Source organism: Mammaliicoccus sp. A-M4, assembly GCF_022386955.1.
In the GTDB taxonomy this organism is placed as follows: domain Bacteria; phylum Bacillota; class Bacilli; order Staphylococcales; family Staphylococcaceae; genus Mammaliicoccus; species Mammaliicoccus lentus.
Window position 1 is genome coordinate 114,188 of the sequence record NZ_JAJNHH010000002.1, and the last position, 16,992, is coordinate 131,179.

The 16,992-nt window shown below is 33.2% G+C and carries 10 protein-coding genes; 8 read left to right on the forward strand and 2 right to left on the reverse strand.

Annotated elements, in window-relative coordinates; translation table 11 throughout:
• Positions 1-104: 104 nt before the first annotated feature.
• Positions 105-407 (reverse strand): hypothetical protein, encoded by a 303-nt coding sequence (locus LQ682_RS02510; protein WP_017000990.1) that lies wholly within the window; start codon positions 405-407, stop codon positions 105-107.
• Between the two features lie 435 nt (positions 408-842).
• On the opposite strand from LQ682_RS02510, the gene mqo reads away from it, so the two are divergent.
• The 6 genes from mqo to LQ682_RS02540 all read left to right on the forward strand — a co-directional run bounded on the left by mqo (position 843) and on the right by LQ682_RS02540 (position 10,811).
• Entirely contained in the window at positions 843-2,327 is a 1,485-nt protein-coding gene (gene mqo / locus LQ682_RS02515; protein ID WP_239703748.1) for a malate dehydrogenase (quinone), read from the forward strand.
• Positions 2,328-2,906: 579 nt separating this feature from the next.
• Positions 2,907-4,484 carry a fatty acid degradation protein FadX gene (fadX, locus tag LQ682_RS02520; RefSeq protein ID WP_239703749.1) on the forward strand — a complete coding sequence of 526 codons (1,578 nt, stop codon included), beginning with the start codon at positions 2,907-2,909 and terminating at the stop codon, positions 4,482-4,484.
• 14 nt (positions 4,485-4,498) lie between these two features.
• Positions 4,499-6,022: a long-chain-fatty-acid--CoA ligase FadD gene (gene fadD, locus LQ682_RS02525; protein ID WP_239723836.1), complete on the forward strand. Its 1,524-nt coding sequence runs from the start codon at positions 4,499-4,501 to the stop codon at positions 6,020-6,022.
• A gap of 60 nt (positions 6,023-6,082) precedes the next feature.
• Positions 6,083-7,288: an acyl-CoA dehydrogenase FadE gene (gene fadE, locus LQ682_RS02530; protein ID WP_017000995.1), complete on the forward strand. Its 1,206-nt coding sequence runs from the start codon at positions 6,083-6,085 to the stop codon at positions 7,286-7,288.
• A gap of 45 nt (positions 7,289-7,333) precedes the next feature.
• On the forward strand, positions 7,334-9,592 hold the full coding sequence (gene fadB, locus LQ682_RS02535) for a 3-hydroxyacyl-CoA dehydrogenase/crotonase FadB (RefSeq protein WP_239723837.1): 2,259 nt from the start codon (positions 7,334-7,336) through the stop codon (positions 9,590-9,592).
• Between the two features lie 31 nt (positions 9,593-9,623).
• Complete coding sequence (locus tag LQ682_RS02540; protein WP_103269205.1) at positions 9,624-10,811, forward strand: thiolase family protein; 1,188 nt, start codon at positions 9,624-9,626, stop codon at positions 10,809-10,811.
• Positions 10,812-10,909: 98 nt separating this feature from the next.
• On the opposite strand, the gene mbcS is transcribed toward LQ682_RS02540, so the two are convergent.
• The gene (gene mbcS, locus LQ682_RS02545; RefSeq protein ID WP_103269206.1) at positions 10,910-12,490 is read right to left on the reverse strand and encodes an acyl-CoA synthetase MbcS; all 1,581 of its coding nucleotides are present in this window, start codon (positions 12,488-12,490) and stop codon (positions 10,910-10,912) included.
• A gap of 408 nt (positions 12,491-12,898) precedes the next feature.
• Between mbcS and LQ682_RS02550 the strand changes: the two genes are divergently transcribed.
• Together LQ682_RS02550 and LQ682_RS02555 are read left to right on the forward strand one after the other, a co-directional pair.
• On the forward strand, positions 12,899-14,419 hold the full coding sequence (locus LQ682_RS02550) for an NADH dehydrogenase subunit 5 (protein ID WP_103269207.1): 1,521 nt from the start codon (positions 12,899-12,901) through the stop codon (positions 14,417-14,419).
• Positions 14,412-16,988, forward strand: a complete 2,577-nt coding sequence (locus tag LQ682_RS02555) for a DUF2309 domain-containing protein (protein WP_103269208.1) — start codon at positions 14,412-14,414, stop codon at positions 16,986-16,988. Before LQ682_RS02550 ends, LQ682_RS02555 begins: the two co-directional genes overlap by 8 nt.
• Positions 16,989-16,992: the final 4 nt, after the last annotated feature.

Here is a 16,992-nt window from a genome sequence, read left to right on the forward strand (position 1 = left end):
TTTTTTTACCATATTTATACATTGAAAGGAAATAAAAGGCTACGTATTTATAATAAAAAAACCACCTAGCAATTGCTAGGTGGTTTGAACTTAATTAGAATAATTTAGTCCATACGTTTAAGAAGTTCAGATTTAATAATGTTTAATGCTTCCTTATAATTTTCCGCGTTGTGTTCTTGAGCATTTAAAATAAGCAAATCAATAAGTGCTGTATTACTTTTATTACTTACTTCATCTTCAAATTGAAAAATGTTTTCTTCTGATTCCTCATGACCAGGGTTAGATTTAATAATTTGGTAGTAATTATCAGCACCTAAGCCACCTTCTTCAATCATGACTGAAATTCCGGATGATCTTTGTTCATTTTGGCGATTCACTTTAATTAAATTTTTACCTTTAATAACCATAATAAAACCTCCTTGAAATGATCGAAATCCGTACAAAATTCATATCGTTAAAACAAGAGGAAGAAAAATAATCATAATGTGCTTTAGAAATAATCACCTGCTCAATACTATTAGTAATTCTAGTGTATTATTACACAGAAGAAAACACAATACCTTTGCTCAAAATAATAAAAAACGTTATTTTTTCGATATACAGGGAACATATAATGTATAGATTTCTTCAAAACCATAATATCCCAAAAATGTTAGGGAAATATTACTATCATTAAAAATGTTGTAATTTACTTTTCCTTACTATTGTTTTAATATTAGCTTATAAAGCGCTTTATTTATACATTTCTTATGTAAATCAATAATTTATTTAAGCTTTTTATCGTTATATTCAAATAAAAATTTTAGAATATAATTGATTATAATTTAGAAAGGTGATTATGAATGGATAATACACAACCAAAAGACATCATATTAATTGGCGCTGGTATTCTAAGTACAACTTTTGCTTCTTTCTTAAAAGACATAGAACCGGATTGGAACCTTAAAATCTTTGAACGTTTAGACCAACCGGCTATTGAAAGTTCAAATGAAAAGAATAATGCTGGTACAGGTCACGCAGCGTTATGTGAATTGAACTATACAGTAGAACAAGAAGATGGCTCTATCGATGTAGAGAAAGCTAAAGAAATTAACGAACAATTCGAGATTTCTAAACAATTTTGGTCTCATTTAGTTAAAAGCAAAGCGATAGAGAATCCTAAAGAATTCATCCGTCCATTACCTCATATCAGTTTTGTTATGGGTATGCGCAATGTTGATTTCTTAAAACGTCGTTATGAAGCTTTAAAATCATTACCGATGTTTGAAGGGTTAGATTACTCAGAAGATCATGAAAAATTAGCTGAATGGATGCCATTAATCATGGAAGGTCGTAATTCTAACGAACCTCTAGCTGCTAGTAAAATTGATGAAGGTACAGATGTAAACTTCGGTGAATTAACACGTAAATTAGTTAAAAACATCGAAAAGCATGACAATGCAGAAGTACAATTCCGTCAAGAAGTTGTGAATTTCAAACAACGTGAAGACAGCAAATGGGAAGTTGAAGTACGTAATTTAGAAACAGGTGAAGTTGTAACACATGTTGCTGATTATATCTTCATCGGTGCAGGTGGTAATGCAATTCCATTACTACAAAAAACTAAAATACCTGAAAGTAAACATCTTGGAGGCTTCCCAATTAGTGGTGCATTCTTAGTTTGTAATAATCCGAAAATTGTTAATGAACATGATGCGAAAGTGTATGGTAAAGAACCACCAGGCACACCACCTATGACAGTTCCACACTTAGATAGACGTTACATTCAAGGTAAAGAAAGTCTTTTATTTGGACCATTCGCAGCAATTGGACCAAAATTCTTGAAAAATGGTTCTAACTTAGATTTATTCAAATCTATTAATCCAAGTAACGTGGTAACGATGTTATCATCTGGTGTTAAAAACATGTCATTAGTTAAATACTCAATTCAGCAAGTACTTATGAACAAAGAAGATCGTATGAAAGAATTACGCCGCTATGTTCCTAATGCTAAAGATGAGGATTGGGATTTACACATTGCTGGTAAACGTGTTCAAGTTATTAAAGATACAGAAGAACATGGTAGAGGCTTTATCCAATTCGGTACTGAAGTTGTAAACTCTAAAGATAACACTGTCATTGCTTTATTAGGTGAATCACCAGGAGCTTCAACATCAGTATCAGTAGCTTTAGAAGTATTTGAAAAGAACTTCCCACAATATATCAAAAAATGGGAACCAAAAATCAAAGAAATTATCCCTTCATACGGTGAATCTTTAATTGAAGATACTGATTTATTGAAGAAAACAAGAAAAGCTACAAGCAAAGATCTTGAATTAGAATCATAAAGCGTAAAAGTAACATAAGAAAATAAAAAACAGCAATTCGTCTTATAAACGAATTGCTGTTTTTTTATTGAAGTTTTAACGTCCCCGCATGTTGCAAGAGAGGTACCACGTGCAACATATCAATTTAACTTTATTTTTTAAAATCTATTAATAGGATAATATACGAGAAAATTACTTCATATATCAAACAAAAATACTGAATATTATTAAATATTTATAAAAATGATGCTTATAATATCAATCGTTCTGATATAAAACTTAATAAGTTCATTTTTTTATAAATCAATTTATTACTATATTCATATATAAAAGTGATTTTTGATAATTTAATTTTTGTATTTTAGTTACGTTTTTCTGCGGAATAAAATTGTTTCTAAAAGCATTATCACTACAGTATGTGATGTGGTACTAAGTTCTAGTTATAAGCAATTATTTAATGATTGAAAAGATATTGTCGTATACCTTTTTACTTTTGTTTTATATTTACAATGTGTTATATTTATAAATGTAAGGGCTTACATTTATTTGAGGGGGTCTTTTATGAAATGTTTGCATCATAGATAGTTGGGGGTTAGTCTAATGAAAATTATTTCGTTCAATGATTTAAAAGATATTGTAAAGTCTGGTGATGTAATATCTATTGCTGCATTATCAGTTGCTAATTTACCGGTTAATGTTTTAAAACATATTGCTTTGGCTCATGAGAAAACTGGGCAAATTGATGATTTAACTATTATGTTGGCAAATGATATTAGTGATTACCGTGGGGATGGTTATGATTTAGATTCATTTGTTAGTCGTGGGATGGTTAAACGACTGATTGCAAGTATTATTATTGGTTCACCTAAAACGATTGAAGCGATAAAAAACAATGAAATTGAAGCTTACATGTTGCCTCAAGGTTTAATGGCGACGCATTATAGACGAGATTCAAAATTGTTTCCTGGCACGATTTCTAAGATAGGACTTAATACGAACATAGATCCAAGATATTCAGGTGGAAAAGTGAATGAAGTGACTAAAAAAGATATCGTTAGTTTACTAGAAGTGAATCATGAAGAATACTTACATTATGATTTTCCTAAAACCGATATTGCACTTCTTCGTGGTACATATGCAGATAGTGAAGGTAATATTTTTATGAATCATGAAGCACACTTAGGTGAAGGTTATGGCGTTGCAGCAGCAGCTCATAGTAACGGTGGGAAAGTCATCGTACAAGTTAAAGAAATTGTGGAAAGTGGTAGTTTCAAGCCGACTGAAGTATTTATACCAGGTGAACTTGTAGACTATGTAGTTGTGAACGATAATCCGAAATATCATCGACAACTTCCACAAGCATATTATGACCCTGCTTTATCAGGTGAATACAGAATCAATAAAATGCTTGAACCATTTATTGAGTTTAATATACGTAAAGTTATTCTCCGTCGAGCTGCACAATTTCTACAAAGAGATGATGTAGTCAGTATTGGTTTTGGAATCAACAATGAACTATCAAATATGCTAGTAGAAGAAGAAGCACATGACTTAGTGCAGTTAAACGTTGATACTGGTAACTTTGGTGGAATGGTAGGAAGTAGGAAATACTTCGGTATGAACTATAACTTAGATGCAAGAATGAGACATGAAATGACTTGGGACTTTATATATAGCGGTGGACTGGATGTAGCATATTTAAGCTTTGCTGAAATCGACCAACATGGAAATGTTAATGTCTCGATGTATGGCGATAGAATGAATGGCTGTGGGGGATTCGTTGATATTAGCCAAACAGTTAAGAGAATTGTATTTTCAGGGACGATGGTAGTAGGAAGTCAGTCTACTTGTAGCAATAATGAGTTGGTCATTGAACAAGAAGGTCATACAAAGAAATTTGTAGAACAAGTTAAAAATTTAGACTTCAATGCTGCATATTCTAGAAAATTAGGACAAGAAGTTTATTATGTTACTGAACGTGCTGTATTCCAATTAACTGATGATGGTCTGAAATTGATTGAAATTGCGCCAGGTTTAGATTTAGAAAAAGATGTACTCGCTAACTTGGCATTTCAACCGATTATCGCTGATGATCTTAAAATGATAAATCGAGACATTTATCAAGAAAATTGGGGAGGCTTGCAAAGAAGTATTCAAGATAATAGTTCAAACTATTAAGGGGGGCGTTTAATATGAATTACGATTGGATAAAAACGAGAGCGCAATTTGATGAAGAGAAACCAGCAGTCATCGATCCGTTAAAAGGCACGGAATGGACTTACCAAGAATTGAATATAAGGGCAGAAAACTTAGCGAATCACCTACAAGAACAAGGGGTTAAACGTGGTGATGTCGTTGGTATTTTTGCGCCAAACGATGTGTCAATTTTAGATTTATTGTTTGCTTCATTTAAAATAGGCGCAGTATACTTTCCGATGAATTGGCGTCTAAAACCAAATGAAATCGAAAGTGTGATAGAAGATTCAAATATTAAAATGATATTTTATTCCACTAGGCATCTGAGTAGTTTACAAGGTATACCAGATGAGTATTTACATTTAGATATAGATTCTAAAGAATATGATGAAATAGTGGATCCGAAAAATCATCGACCATTTGAATCAGTAGATGTGGGGCAAGATGATTTAGCATCATTAATGTATACGAGTGGAACAACAGGATTACCTAAAGGTGTTATGTTTACGTATGAATCATTCACAACAAATGCTGTAAATACGATTTTAACTTATAAAGTAAACGCTGATTTCTCTACTATCGTATCATTACCAATGTTCCATGTATTTGGTTTTAATGATTTAACAATTCCATTATTGATGGCAGGTGGCACAATTGTACTGCATCGCTACTTTGAAGGTGAACAGTTAAATGATTTAATGAAGAAGTATCAACCTAATTATTTAACACTTATTCCGACGATGTATTATGCGATGTTAGTAGCACCAAACTTTGATATGAAAAGCTTTGAAAATATAGACTTTCTTGTTCAAGGTGGGTCTGCTCCGCTTCCAGGCGTGCAGAAAAAATTCCAAAGCATGGGTTTAAATTTAATTAATGGTTATGGATTAACGGAAGCACCATTAGCATTAGTTAATACACCTACAAATGCAGTGAAGAAACCAATGAGTATCGGCAAACCTGTCATGTACGTTAAGGTACGTATATACAATGATGATTATGAAGAAGTTGGAGTAGGAGAAATCGGAGAGCTTGCAATTAAGGGTAAACAAGTAACGCCAGGTTATTGGAATAAACCTGAAGCGACCGAGAAAAACTTTAAAGATGGTTATTTCTTAACAGGAGATTTGGCGAGAGTTGATGAAGATGGAGATATTTATATTGTAGACCGCAAAAAAGAAATGATTATTACAGGCGGGGAAAACGTGTTACCTTCTGAAGTTGAAGCAGTCCTTGCATCTCATCCTCTAGTAGCTCAAGGTGTAGTCGTAGGGTTTGAGAGTGAGAAATTTGGCGAATCCGTATCTGCAGCTGTGTTACTATCAGAAGATGATCCTGATTATGAAGAAAAATTAGATAAACATATGAAGGAGCATTTAGCAGGCTATAAAGTTCCGAAAATGTATTTGAAAGTTACGAAAATGCCATTAACATCTACTTCAAAACCCGATAAATTAGAAATTCAAAAAATGATGAATAAGAAAGCGAAACAAAATAATAAAGAAAATGACTTAGAATAAAGCATTATATTTTTTTAAATCTTATTGTAAGCGTTATCATTTTAAATGGAGGTTACTATTATGACAAACAGAGAAGAAACATTAAAAGAATTATTTCCAGAAGATATACTCAATATTTCTAAAGACTTAACAGACGGTGAATTGAAATTTCTTAAACAATTAAATGATTTGTTAGAAGAAAAATATAGATCAACTATTAATGAACATTGGATAAATGCGACAGTTCCAGAAGATTTCTTTGATGATATGGGTAAGTTAGATTATTTTAATAATCCATTATTATTTGAAGGCCGTGAAGGTGCTAAAACACCGAGTCAATTATTCCAATTTTTCATGTCATATGTTGTAGCACGATTTGATGTTTCACTAGTTACGCTATTAGGTGTACATCAAGGTTTAGGACACAATTCATTCTTGTTTGGCGGAAGCAAAGAACAAATCGCTTATTATATTCCTAAATTACAATCTCACGAATTGAGAACATGTTTCGCTTTAACTGAGCCTGAACATGGATCAGACGTTGCTGGTGGATTAGAAACAACAGCAAAGAGAGAAGGAGATAAATGGATTATCAATGGTGAGAAGAAATGGATAGGCGGTGCAAACTTATCTGATGTTATACCAGTTTATGCAGTAGATGTTGAAACAGGTAAGCCTAAAGGTTTCATTATTAAGCCTGAACAAGAAGGTGTAGATATTGAAATTATTGAAAATAAAATAGCGTTAAGAATTATACCAAATACAATAATTCGTTTAAAAAATGTAGAAGTTAAAGAAGAAGATAGATTACAAAATATTAATGGCTTCAAAGATATTGCAAAAGTACTTTATTCAACACGTGCTGGTGTAGCGTACATGGCTACTGGAGCATTAGCAGGTGCATTACGCGCTACATTGGATTATGTGACTGAGCGTAAGCAATTTGGTAAAGAAATTAGTAAATATCAATTAATTCAAGAGAAGTTAGCTATGATGCAAGGTAACTTAGCTCAAGCGATGGCAACTTGTGCACAACTTGCGCGAATGCAAGCCCATGGTGAGTATGATGAAGTTGCAACTTCAACAGCAAAAATGATGAATTCATTGAGACTTAGAGAATCAGTTGCAATGGGTAGAGGTATTACAGGTGGTAACGGTATTCTCGCTGAATATGATATTGCAAGATTCTTCTCGGATGCTGAAGCAGTATACACATATGAAGGTACACATGAAATAAACGCTTTAGTTATAGGGCGCGCATTAACAGGTGATTCAGCCTTTCTTTAATTCAATAACAAGTAAAGAAATACAGAATATATTGGAGGACTTTTTATGACTATAAAAAAAGCAACCGTTCTAGGTGCAGGCACAATGGGAAGTCAAATAGCTGCTCTATTAGTAAACGCAGGATTGAAAGTAAAACTATTAGATATAGTAATTGATGAGCAAGATCCTAATAAAATTTCTAAAAAAGCATATGAAACGATAACAGACAAAAAAAGACCGTTATTGTTTAATTTAGAATTTGCTTCTAACTTATCATACGGTAATTTTCAAGATGATTTAAATGGTGAAGATGATGCTGATATCTATATTGAAGCGGTGAAAGAAGAACTAGAGATTAAGCATCAAGTATGGAAACAAGTAACATCAGTAGCTAAAGATGATGCAATATTTGCGACAAATACTTCTGGTATTCCTATTGAAGCAATATCAAAAGTGTTTGAACCAAAAGATAAAGAACGATTCTTAGGTATGCACTTCTTCAATCCGCCTCGTATTATGAAGTTAGTAGAGGTTATACCGAATAAAGATACTTCAAAAGATGTTATAGACAGAACACAAACATTTGCTGAAGAAATATTAGGTAAAGGTGTTGTTGTCGCTAACGATGTTCCGGGATTTGTAGCAAACAGAGTCGGAACACAAACGATGAATGACATTATGTATCGAGGGGAAGAACAAGGATTTTCAATTGTTGAAGTCGATGCTTTAACAGGACGTGCTATCGGTAGACCGAGTACAGGAACTTACGGATTATCAGATTTAGTCGGATTAGATATTGCGGTCACTGTTATTAAAGGGCTACAACAAATTCCAGAAGAAGAGCCTTATTTCAAAGATACAAAAATTGCAGAAACGCTCGTTAAAAACGGTTCGTTAGGTCGTAAAACAAAACAAGGCTTTTATAAAAAAGATAAAAAGACACGTTTAGTTTATGATATAGATTCGGATGAATACGTACAGCCTGAACCACCACAATTAGAAATTTTATCTAAATTCAGTAAAGATTTAAAATCAAATTTAGATGTGATATTTAATGCAGAAGATAAAGCAGGATTATATTTATGGGAAACATTAAGAAATAATTTCTATTATTCAGCAATTAATGTACCAAAAGCTGCTTCTGACTTTAAAGATATTGATCGAGCTTTAGTTTGGGGATTTAACTGGAAAGCAGGTCCATTTAAACTTTGGGATTTAATGGGCTTCGAAAGAGTTAAAAAACGTATGAAAGATGAGCTTGGTGAGTTACCAGAGTGGATTGAAAATCAAACTGAAAGTTTCTATAAAGATGGAGAAACAATAGAACGTGTAACGCCTACATCGGAATTTATTGACCGTGAAATTTGGAATAAAGAAGACTCTAATTTATCTGTGGCAAACAAAGATCAATTGTTATTTAAATTACAAAGTAAAAATAATATCGTATCAGATGGTTTTGCTGAAGATTTAATAGAAGCTATAGATTTATTAGAAGAAGAAGATTATACAAGTATGGTTATATACGCTGATGGTAATAATTTCAGTGTTGGTGCAAATTTATATTTAATGAAGCAAGCGCACGAATCTAAAGATGTGGAAAATTTAGTTGGTCCAGCCATTGATAACTTGCATAAGAGTTTCAACAGAATGAAGTATTCACTTAAACCAATCGTAACTGCCGTGCATGGTAGAGCTTTAGGTGGTGGTTGTGAAGTTGTACTTCACTCGCCATTCGTGGTAGCAGCAAGTGAAACGTATATAGGATTAGTTGAAACAGGTGTAGGCTTATTACCAAGTGGTGGTGGATTAGCTGAGCTTTCTGATAGAGTGCTAAGAACAAATCATAAAGAAAATGATAAGCAAGAGTCTATTTCAAAAGTATTAATGAACGTAGGTCTAGCTAAAGTTTCAACAAATGCATATGAAGCTAAACGCTATGGTTATTTAAGAGATACAGACTCTATCATATTCAATAAAGAAAAACGTGTTGAAGTAGCGTTAAATAAAGCGAAATATGAATCAGAAACAAATTATATTCCAAAACCAAAAGCGCAATATACTGCATTAGGTAGAGACTTTAAAGCGCTAGCTCAAGGTCAATTGGACGCACAACGTTTAGGCCGCTTTATTAGTGATTATGATTACGAAATTACAATGAAAGTTGCACATATATTATCTGGCGGAGACTTGCCACGCAACACATTTATAAACCAAAGATACCTTCAAAAATTAGAAAGAGAAGGATTCTTACAACTCTTACAAAACGAAAAAACATATGACCGTATTTCACATATGTTAGAAAAAGGAAAACCTTTACGCAATTAATGATGAGTTGAAAAAGAGAGGATGGATATCAATGCAAGATGCATATATAGTAGCATACGGACGTTCAGCAGCGGGTAAAGCAAAGCCAGGCGGCGCGTTATTCCATGAAAGACCTGATGAAGTTGGTGCACAAGTCTTAAAAGGTGTATTAGATAAAATAGAAGGATCATTCGACTACAGTATGGTAGACGATGTAATACTCGGCAATGCTTTCCCAGAGGGTTTACAAGGACAAAATATGGCGCGTTCAATCGCGTTGTTAGCTGGTCTTCCTAAAGAAGTGCCAGGACAAACTGTGAATCGTTACTGTTCTTCAGGACTACAAACAATCGCAATAGCAGCTAATGAAATTATGTCAGAACAAGCAGATGTGTTAGTTGCTGGCGGTGTAGAATTAATGAGTGCCGTGCCAATGGGCGGTAATGAACCAACGAACAATCCAGAGTTGCAAGAACAAGATACAGGTGTTTCTTATCCGATGGGATTAACGGCTGAAATGGTAGCAGATGAATTTAATGTTTCTAGAGAAGAACAGGATAAATATGCAGTAGAAAGTCATAAGCGTGCTAATGAAGCACGTGAAGCGGGGAAATTTGATGATGAAATTATACCGCTAGACATTCATAAAGTAAGTTATGACCAAAACGGCCCTGTCGTATCAAAAGAAATATTCAAAGAAGACGAGTTAATCAGACCAGAAACAAATCTTGAAACATTAGCCAAATTAAGAACCGTATTCAAGGCAGATGGAACGGTAACTGCTGGAACATCAGCACCTTTAACAGACGGAGCAGGATTTGTAGTGCTGATGTCTGGTGATAAAGTGAAAGAACTAGGTGTTAAACCAATTGCTAAGTTTGTAGGGTTTAAAGCAGTAGGTGTTGATCCTAAAATAATGGGTATTGGCCCAGCATACGCAATTCCAGAAGTACTTGAACTTACAAATCTTAATGTAGAAGATATTGACTTAGTTGAATTAAACGAAGCTTTTGCTTCACAAACAGTTGCTTCAATTAATAAAGTAGGGCTAGATGTTAACAAGACAAACGTTAATGGTGGTGCAATAGCATTAGGTCACCCACTAGGGGCAACAGGTGCAATGCTAACTGCTAAGCTCTTATCTGAAATGAAGAGAAGACCAGATTCTAAATATGGAATGGTCACAATGTGTATTGGAGTAGGTATGGGTGCAGCAGGTATCTTTGAATATGTAAGATAAATTAAATTTGAGAACTAAATAATATGTTACAAAATAAAGCTCCTAATCCTTTGTGTTTAATTAATGGATTAGGAGCTTTTTGTTTATATAAGATTTAGTTATTTATTATATTTTTCTTGTTCTGCTTCTCTTAATTCTACGCGTCTTATTTTTCCTGAATTAGTTTTAGGTAATGTATTTACAAATTCAATCGCTCTTGGATATTTATAAGGTGCCGCGTCTTGTTTTACGTATGTTTGTAGTTCTTTTACAAGTGCATCATCACCATCAACACCTTCTTGTAAAATAACAAAAGCTTTCACAATGTTACCGCGGATTTCATCTGGACTAGCTACGACTGCACACTCTTGTACTTTAGGGTGTTTCGTTAATGAGTCTTCAACTTCAAATGGCCCGATTGTATATCCTGAGCTAATGATAATGTCATCTTCTCTTCCTTTGAACCAGAAGTATCCATCTTCATCTAATCTTGCGCGGTCGCCTGTTACATAGTAGTTGCCTCTTTTTGAAGCTTCAGTACGTTCTTCATCTTTATAATAACCTTGGAATAAAGAAGGTGAATCTAATGAAACAGCGATATCACCTGTTGAACCGTCTGTAATTGGTTCGCCATCTTCATCAATGATTGCGACATTACTGCCAGGAATTGCTTTACCCATTGCACCGATTCTGCTTTCAGTGTCTTTTAAGAATGCGATTAGCAATGTATTTTCAGTTTGACCGTAGCCGTCTCTAACTTTAATGTTAAAGTTTTCTTGGAATTTTTCTATTACCTCTTTGTTTAATGGTTCGCCTGCTGAAACAGCACTATGTAGATTTTTTAAAGTGTAATCAGCTAAGTTAGGAAGTTTAGCCATTAAACGGTATTCAGTTGGTGTACAGCAAAGCGCGTTAACCTCGTGTTTTTCTAGTAAATCTAAATATTTTTTAGCGTCAAATTTACCGTTGTATACAAGAGCTGTAGCACCTGAACCTAAAATTGATAAGAATGGGCTCCATACCCATTTTTGCCAGCCTGGAGCAGCAGTTGCCCAAACAGTATCGCCTTCACTAATGCTTAACCAATGTTTAGGTGCTGTTTGAATGTGAGCATATCCCCAACCATGTGTATGCACGACTGCTTTAGGAAGCCCAGTTGTACCTGACGTGTATGAAAGTAGCGCAATATCATCGCGTTTTGTTTTGTCTACTTCTAATGTTTCACTCGCGTCAGCTTTTTCTTTGTCTAAAGGAATCCAATTTTCTTCTTCATCACCGACGATGAATTTCGTTAATTGCTCATATTCCTTAATATTATAAAATTCATTTGTAGAATTAGAGATTGAAACGACTGCATCTATTTCACCGTGTGTAATTCTATGTTGTAAATCTTTAGTTCTTAACATTTCTGAACTTGGAATGATGATTAGCCCTGATTTTAATGCGGCAGTATAAATTTCGTAAGTCACAATAGATCTAGGCATCAGTATTAATATTTTGTCACCTTTTTTAAGCCCGTTGTTTTTAAAAACATTCCCGACTTTATTTGCGTTTTTCATTAAATCTGAATATGTAATATGTTGTACATCACCTGATATATCTTCAAAAACAATGGCTTCTTTTGTTTGGTCCACTGCATATTTTTCTATTTCATTAACGATATTATAAGTTTCAGGTGCGATTAAATTTGAATTGTCCATAACTATCTCCTTATATCTTTAGATTATTTATACATTTTAACAATGATTACTATTTAATACGAATAAATAAAACTTATAACATATAATTTAGGACTTTTTATTGACAATTTTACAAAATAAATATATGTTATAAAAGTATATAAAAAATAGCTTGGGTATAGATTCTTTAGCAATTGGCTGATATATATTGGTTAATTGAAAAAGAAGTTTACTAAAACTATTAATAAAAAATGAACTATTTCTCAGGAAATAATAAATATTATTCTATATTTTAATAATAAAGGAAGCAATACAAACAACGTTAAGTATGTTTGGTTGAAGCCGACAATTATAGCAAATCATTATGAATGATTTGTTTTAAATTGTCGGCTTTTTTATTTTTAAGTCATATATAAAGGAGTAGTCAATATGATGAGTTTATTAGTATTATTTTTCATCACATTAGTTATAGCGATTTTAAGCGGATTGTTATTTCTTATACATAAAGTACCATTACGTTACACTAAATATCATTTAATCATTTTTTCGGTTCCTACATTTATTGCTTTAATTGGGACGATTTTTATTCGAGAAAATCTAGAAATTGGTCCATGGCATTTAGATGTATTATCTTGGCTACTTGCATTCTTTATATTGATGATTGGATTAATTATCCAAAGGTTTTCATTGAGATATTTATACGGAGATGCGCATTATCGAAAGTATTTTACATTGTTTACGATAATGACAACTTTCGCCTCTGTAGCATGGTTGAGTGATGACTTGAGAATTATGACAGGACTGTGGGGCATCACGCTACTTTGTTTAACAATGTTAATAAAATTGAACAAACAATGGAAAGTGACAAAAGAAGCATCTAAAATAACAGGTATTTTGTTCTTAGTGAGTTGGCTTTCTTTATTATGTGCGATATTATTCGTGAATTATTTATCTGGAGAATGGGCAATTTCAGCAATATTTACTGTAGAAAATTTAAAATCATTTGATTCGTGGCAAGGTGTTATCATACAGCTTCTATTAATATTATCAGTGATTATTCCTGCCGCTCAATGGCCTTTCCATAGATGGCTTATAGAATCTGTTGCAGCGCCAACACCTGTTTCAGCAATTATGCATGCCGGAATTGTAAATGTGGGTGGCGTTATTTTAACAAGATTTTCACCGATTTTTATGAACGAGTGGACGTTATCAATTTTACTTATTATTGCAAGTGTTTCTGTATTAATAGGTTCAGGCATCAGCTTAGTCCATGTAGATTATAAAAGGCAGTTAGTTGGATCTACGATGGGGCAAATGGGCTTTATGCTTATTCAATGTGCTTTAGGAGCTTATTCAGCTGCAATTATTCATCTCATATTACATGGATTGTTTAAAGCAACTTTATTCTTACGTTCAGGATCGGCTGTGAGACACTTTGAAGTGCCTACAAGAATGAATGAAAGCATATCTTATATTTGGGTGTTAGTCGGTCGTTTCTTAGCTGTATTTATAGGTATCACTTTTTGGTTGATTACCCCTTATAGTAGTTATCAATTCATAAGTGCACTTATATTAGCTTGGTCCTTATCTGTATCATGGACACAGCTTGTTGCATTTGGAGAAGGAAAATTAGGACGAATAATAGGTTTAGCAGCATTAGTCTCTATCGGTGTTGTATACTTCGCTATTCATAACTTCTTTCATCATTGGTTACAACAATTTGAATTTCAACTTGCAGAACCACCTTTCTTTGTTGTCACTGTCATGATTGCAATGTTGGTGTTAGGTAGTTTAATGAGCATGTGGATAGGAAGAAATAAATCTTCTCGCATATTCTTAATGACATATTTATGGCTTGTACATTTCGGAGAAGCAAAATATCACTCTGTTGAAAGTCATCCAAGATATTTGAAAGATCATTTTGTAAAAGGTGGTTATAAACATGGTTAATGTAATCTTAAATACGCAAAATATAAAAAATATCATACAATCAGCAAGTCGAGTTATCGTGCCGTTATCGCCGATTTCAATTTTTGCTGCTAGACACCCGTGGGCTAATATGGAAGAACAAACTTTTGAAGAAGTCGCAAGATGGATAAAAGAAACACAAGAAATTAACATGTATGCCAATAAAAATATTATTAAATCTGCTATTAAAAAAGAAGAAATCAATGAATATTTTATTTCAAATAAATTAGAAGATTGGTTAGAAAAAGCAGACTATAAAATTGATAAAGAAGAATTACTCCAATTTGCACAGAAAGCTTTAAAAGGCATAACTTTAAAAGATGAAGTAGTTAAGCAATACGAAAAAGAATTAAAACAACATTATACTGTAGATGAATTTAATCTATCTAAAAATAAGAAAGTTAAAATGTTGAGTGCTTATCAACAAAGTAAATCAGGTGAACCATACAATGATATATTGAACTATCATATTATAAAATGGTGCAAATTATATTTAGATAATGCTCAATCTGGTTGGTCGATGCCAACACATAATGAAAGTTTTTATAATGCTTGGAAAAAGATGGTCGTATTGGATCCTGCATTAAATAAAAATATACGTCAACAATTTAAAAATTTACCTGGAGATTCAATTGAAGCAATGGAATGTTGCTTAGATAATTTGAATATTGAACAACAACATATTCAATCTTATTTAGAATCGCATTTAATCTCATTACCAGGATGGGCTGGTATGATGCTTTGGTATGATGAAAAATCTAATCAAACAAAAAATCTGTTACAAGAATATTTAACGATTAGACTAGCTCTAGAATGGTCACTAATCGGAAATCTCGTACCTGAAGATTTATTAGAACAAGAAGTTGATTACACTTCAATAGTTGCATGGTTAGAGTGGGGAGATTTCACTTTAGAAAAATGGCTAGCATTACCAAAAGATAAACAAAAGGAATATATACGATTTTCTCTTGATTTTGATGAGATTACACGTAAGAAAATATTGTTAGAAGCATGGGAAGATACTTATGAATTAAGTTTAAGACAAGAAATTAACTCTCAACTTGTTAATAACATGCCAATACAAGAAACGAAAGCGCAATTGGCATTCTGTATAGATACAAGATCAGAACCTTTCAGAAGACAGTTAGAAATGGAAGGACCATTTGAAACGATTGGTATCGCGGGTTTTTTCGGTTTACCAATAGAAAAATGTGAATTAGGGCATCAACATACGCATAATTCATTACCGGTTATGAACCAACCGCTACATAAAATTCAAGAATTTGAAGCGAACAGTAATGAAAATGATTATGTGGATAAGAAGAAAACAGTATCTTCCTTAATTTATACTTTTAAAAAGATGAAACAAAATGTATTACCTAGTTTATTATTACCGGAACTAACTGGACCATGGCTTAGTATTCAAACTATTACAAGAAGCTTTATGCCGAAAAGTTCAGGTAGTATCATTAATAAATTTAACGATACATTTTTGAAAAAACCTGAAACAACATTAACAATTAACGAGCATGAACATAATCATGGACAACAAGATAGTTTGCCAATTGGTTTTACAGAAAAAGAAAAAATCAATTATACGGCAGAAGCTTTAAAATTAATGAGTTTAACTGAAGGTTTTGCTCCGCTAGTTGTGATATGCGGTCATGGTAGTCACACAGCTAACAACCCTTATTCAGCTTCTCTAGATTGTGGTGCTTGTGGCGGTTCAGCAAGTGGTTTCAATGCTAAAGTACTAGCGACGTTATGTAATTTACCTGAAGTTAGAACAGGACTACTTAAACATCATATTTTTATACCTGAAGAGACAGTGTTTATCGCAGCAGAACATTGTACAACAATTGATGAGCTTGAATGGATATATGTTCCGGAATTATCGAAAGAAGCTGAAGAATCATATATATTATTAAAAAATACAATTCCAGAAGTGAGTCGCAAAGCTAACGAGTTGAGATTAACACAATTACCAGGCATTCATTACGATAAGAAAAATGCTACTAAAGAAGCTAAGAAAATATCTAGTGACTGGAGTGAAGTGCGTCCTGAATGGGGATTAGCACGAAATGCATCATTTATAATTGGTCAAAGACAATTAACTAAGAAGCGACAATTAAATGGAAGGTCGTTCTTGCACAATTATGATTGGAGGAAGGATCAAGATGGCGTTTTATTGAATACTATTTTGACAGGACCAGCGACTGTTTCCCAATGGATAAACCTACAATATTACGCTTCGACAGTTGCTCCACACTTTTATGGAAGTGGCAGTAAAGCGACTCAAACAGTTACTTCGGGCATTGGTGTAATGCAAGGTAATGCTAGTGATTTATTAACAGGGTTACCGTGGCAATCTGTTATGAAATCAGATGAAGATTTTTATCATTCACCGATTCGATTATTAATCGTTATACAAGCGCCTAATCATTACATTGAACGTTTATTAAATGAAAATGAAGTGTTAAACACCAAATTGAAAAATGGTTGGTTATTAATTTCAAGTATTAATGAACATGGAGAATGGATTAAATGGTAAACAG

Excerpts from the sequence above, each read along its gene's own strand:
- LQ682_RS02510 (WP_017000990.1), bottom strand. The coding sequence starts at position 407 with ATGGTTATTAAAGGTAAAAATTTAATTAAAGTGAATCGCCAAAATGAA.
- mqo (WP_239703748.1), top strand. The coding sequence starts at position 843 with ATGGATAATACACAACCAAAAGACATCATATTAATTGGCGCTGGTATT.
- fadX (WP_239703749.1), top strand. The coding sequence starts at position 2,907 with ATGAAAATTATTTCGTTCAATGATTTAAAAGATATTGTAAAGTCTGGT.
- fadD (WP_239723836.1), top strand. The coding sequence starts at position 4,499 with ATGAATTACGATTGGATAAAAACGAGAGCGCAATTTGATGAAGAGAAA.
- fadE (WP_017000995.1), top strand. The coding sequence starts at position 6,083 with ATGACAAACAGAGAAGAAACATTAAAAGAATTATTTCCAGAAGATATA.
- fadB (WP_239723837.1), top strand. The coding sequence starts at position 7,334 with ATGACTATAAAAAAAGCAACCGTTCTAGGTGCAGGCACAATGGGAAGT.
- LQ682_RS02540 (WP_103269205.1), top strand. The coding sequence starts at position 9,624 with ATGCAAGATGCATATATAGTAGCATACGGACGTTCAGCAGCGGGTAAA.
- mbcS (WP_103269206.1), bottom strand. The coding sequence starts at position 12,490 with ATGGACAATTCAAATTTAATCGCACCTGAAACTTATAATATCGTTAAT.
- LQ682_RS02550 (WP_103269207.1), top strand. The coding sequence starts at position 12,899 with ATGATGAGTTTATTAGTATTATTTTTCATCACATTAGTTATAGCGATT.
- LQ682_RS02555 (WP_103269208.1), top strand. The coding sequence starts at position 14,412 with ATGGTTAATGTAATCTTAAATACGCAAAATATAAAAAATATCATACAA.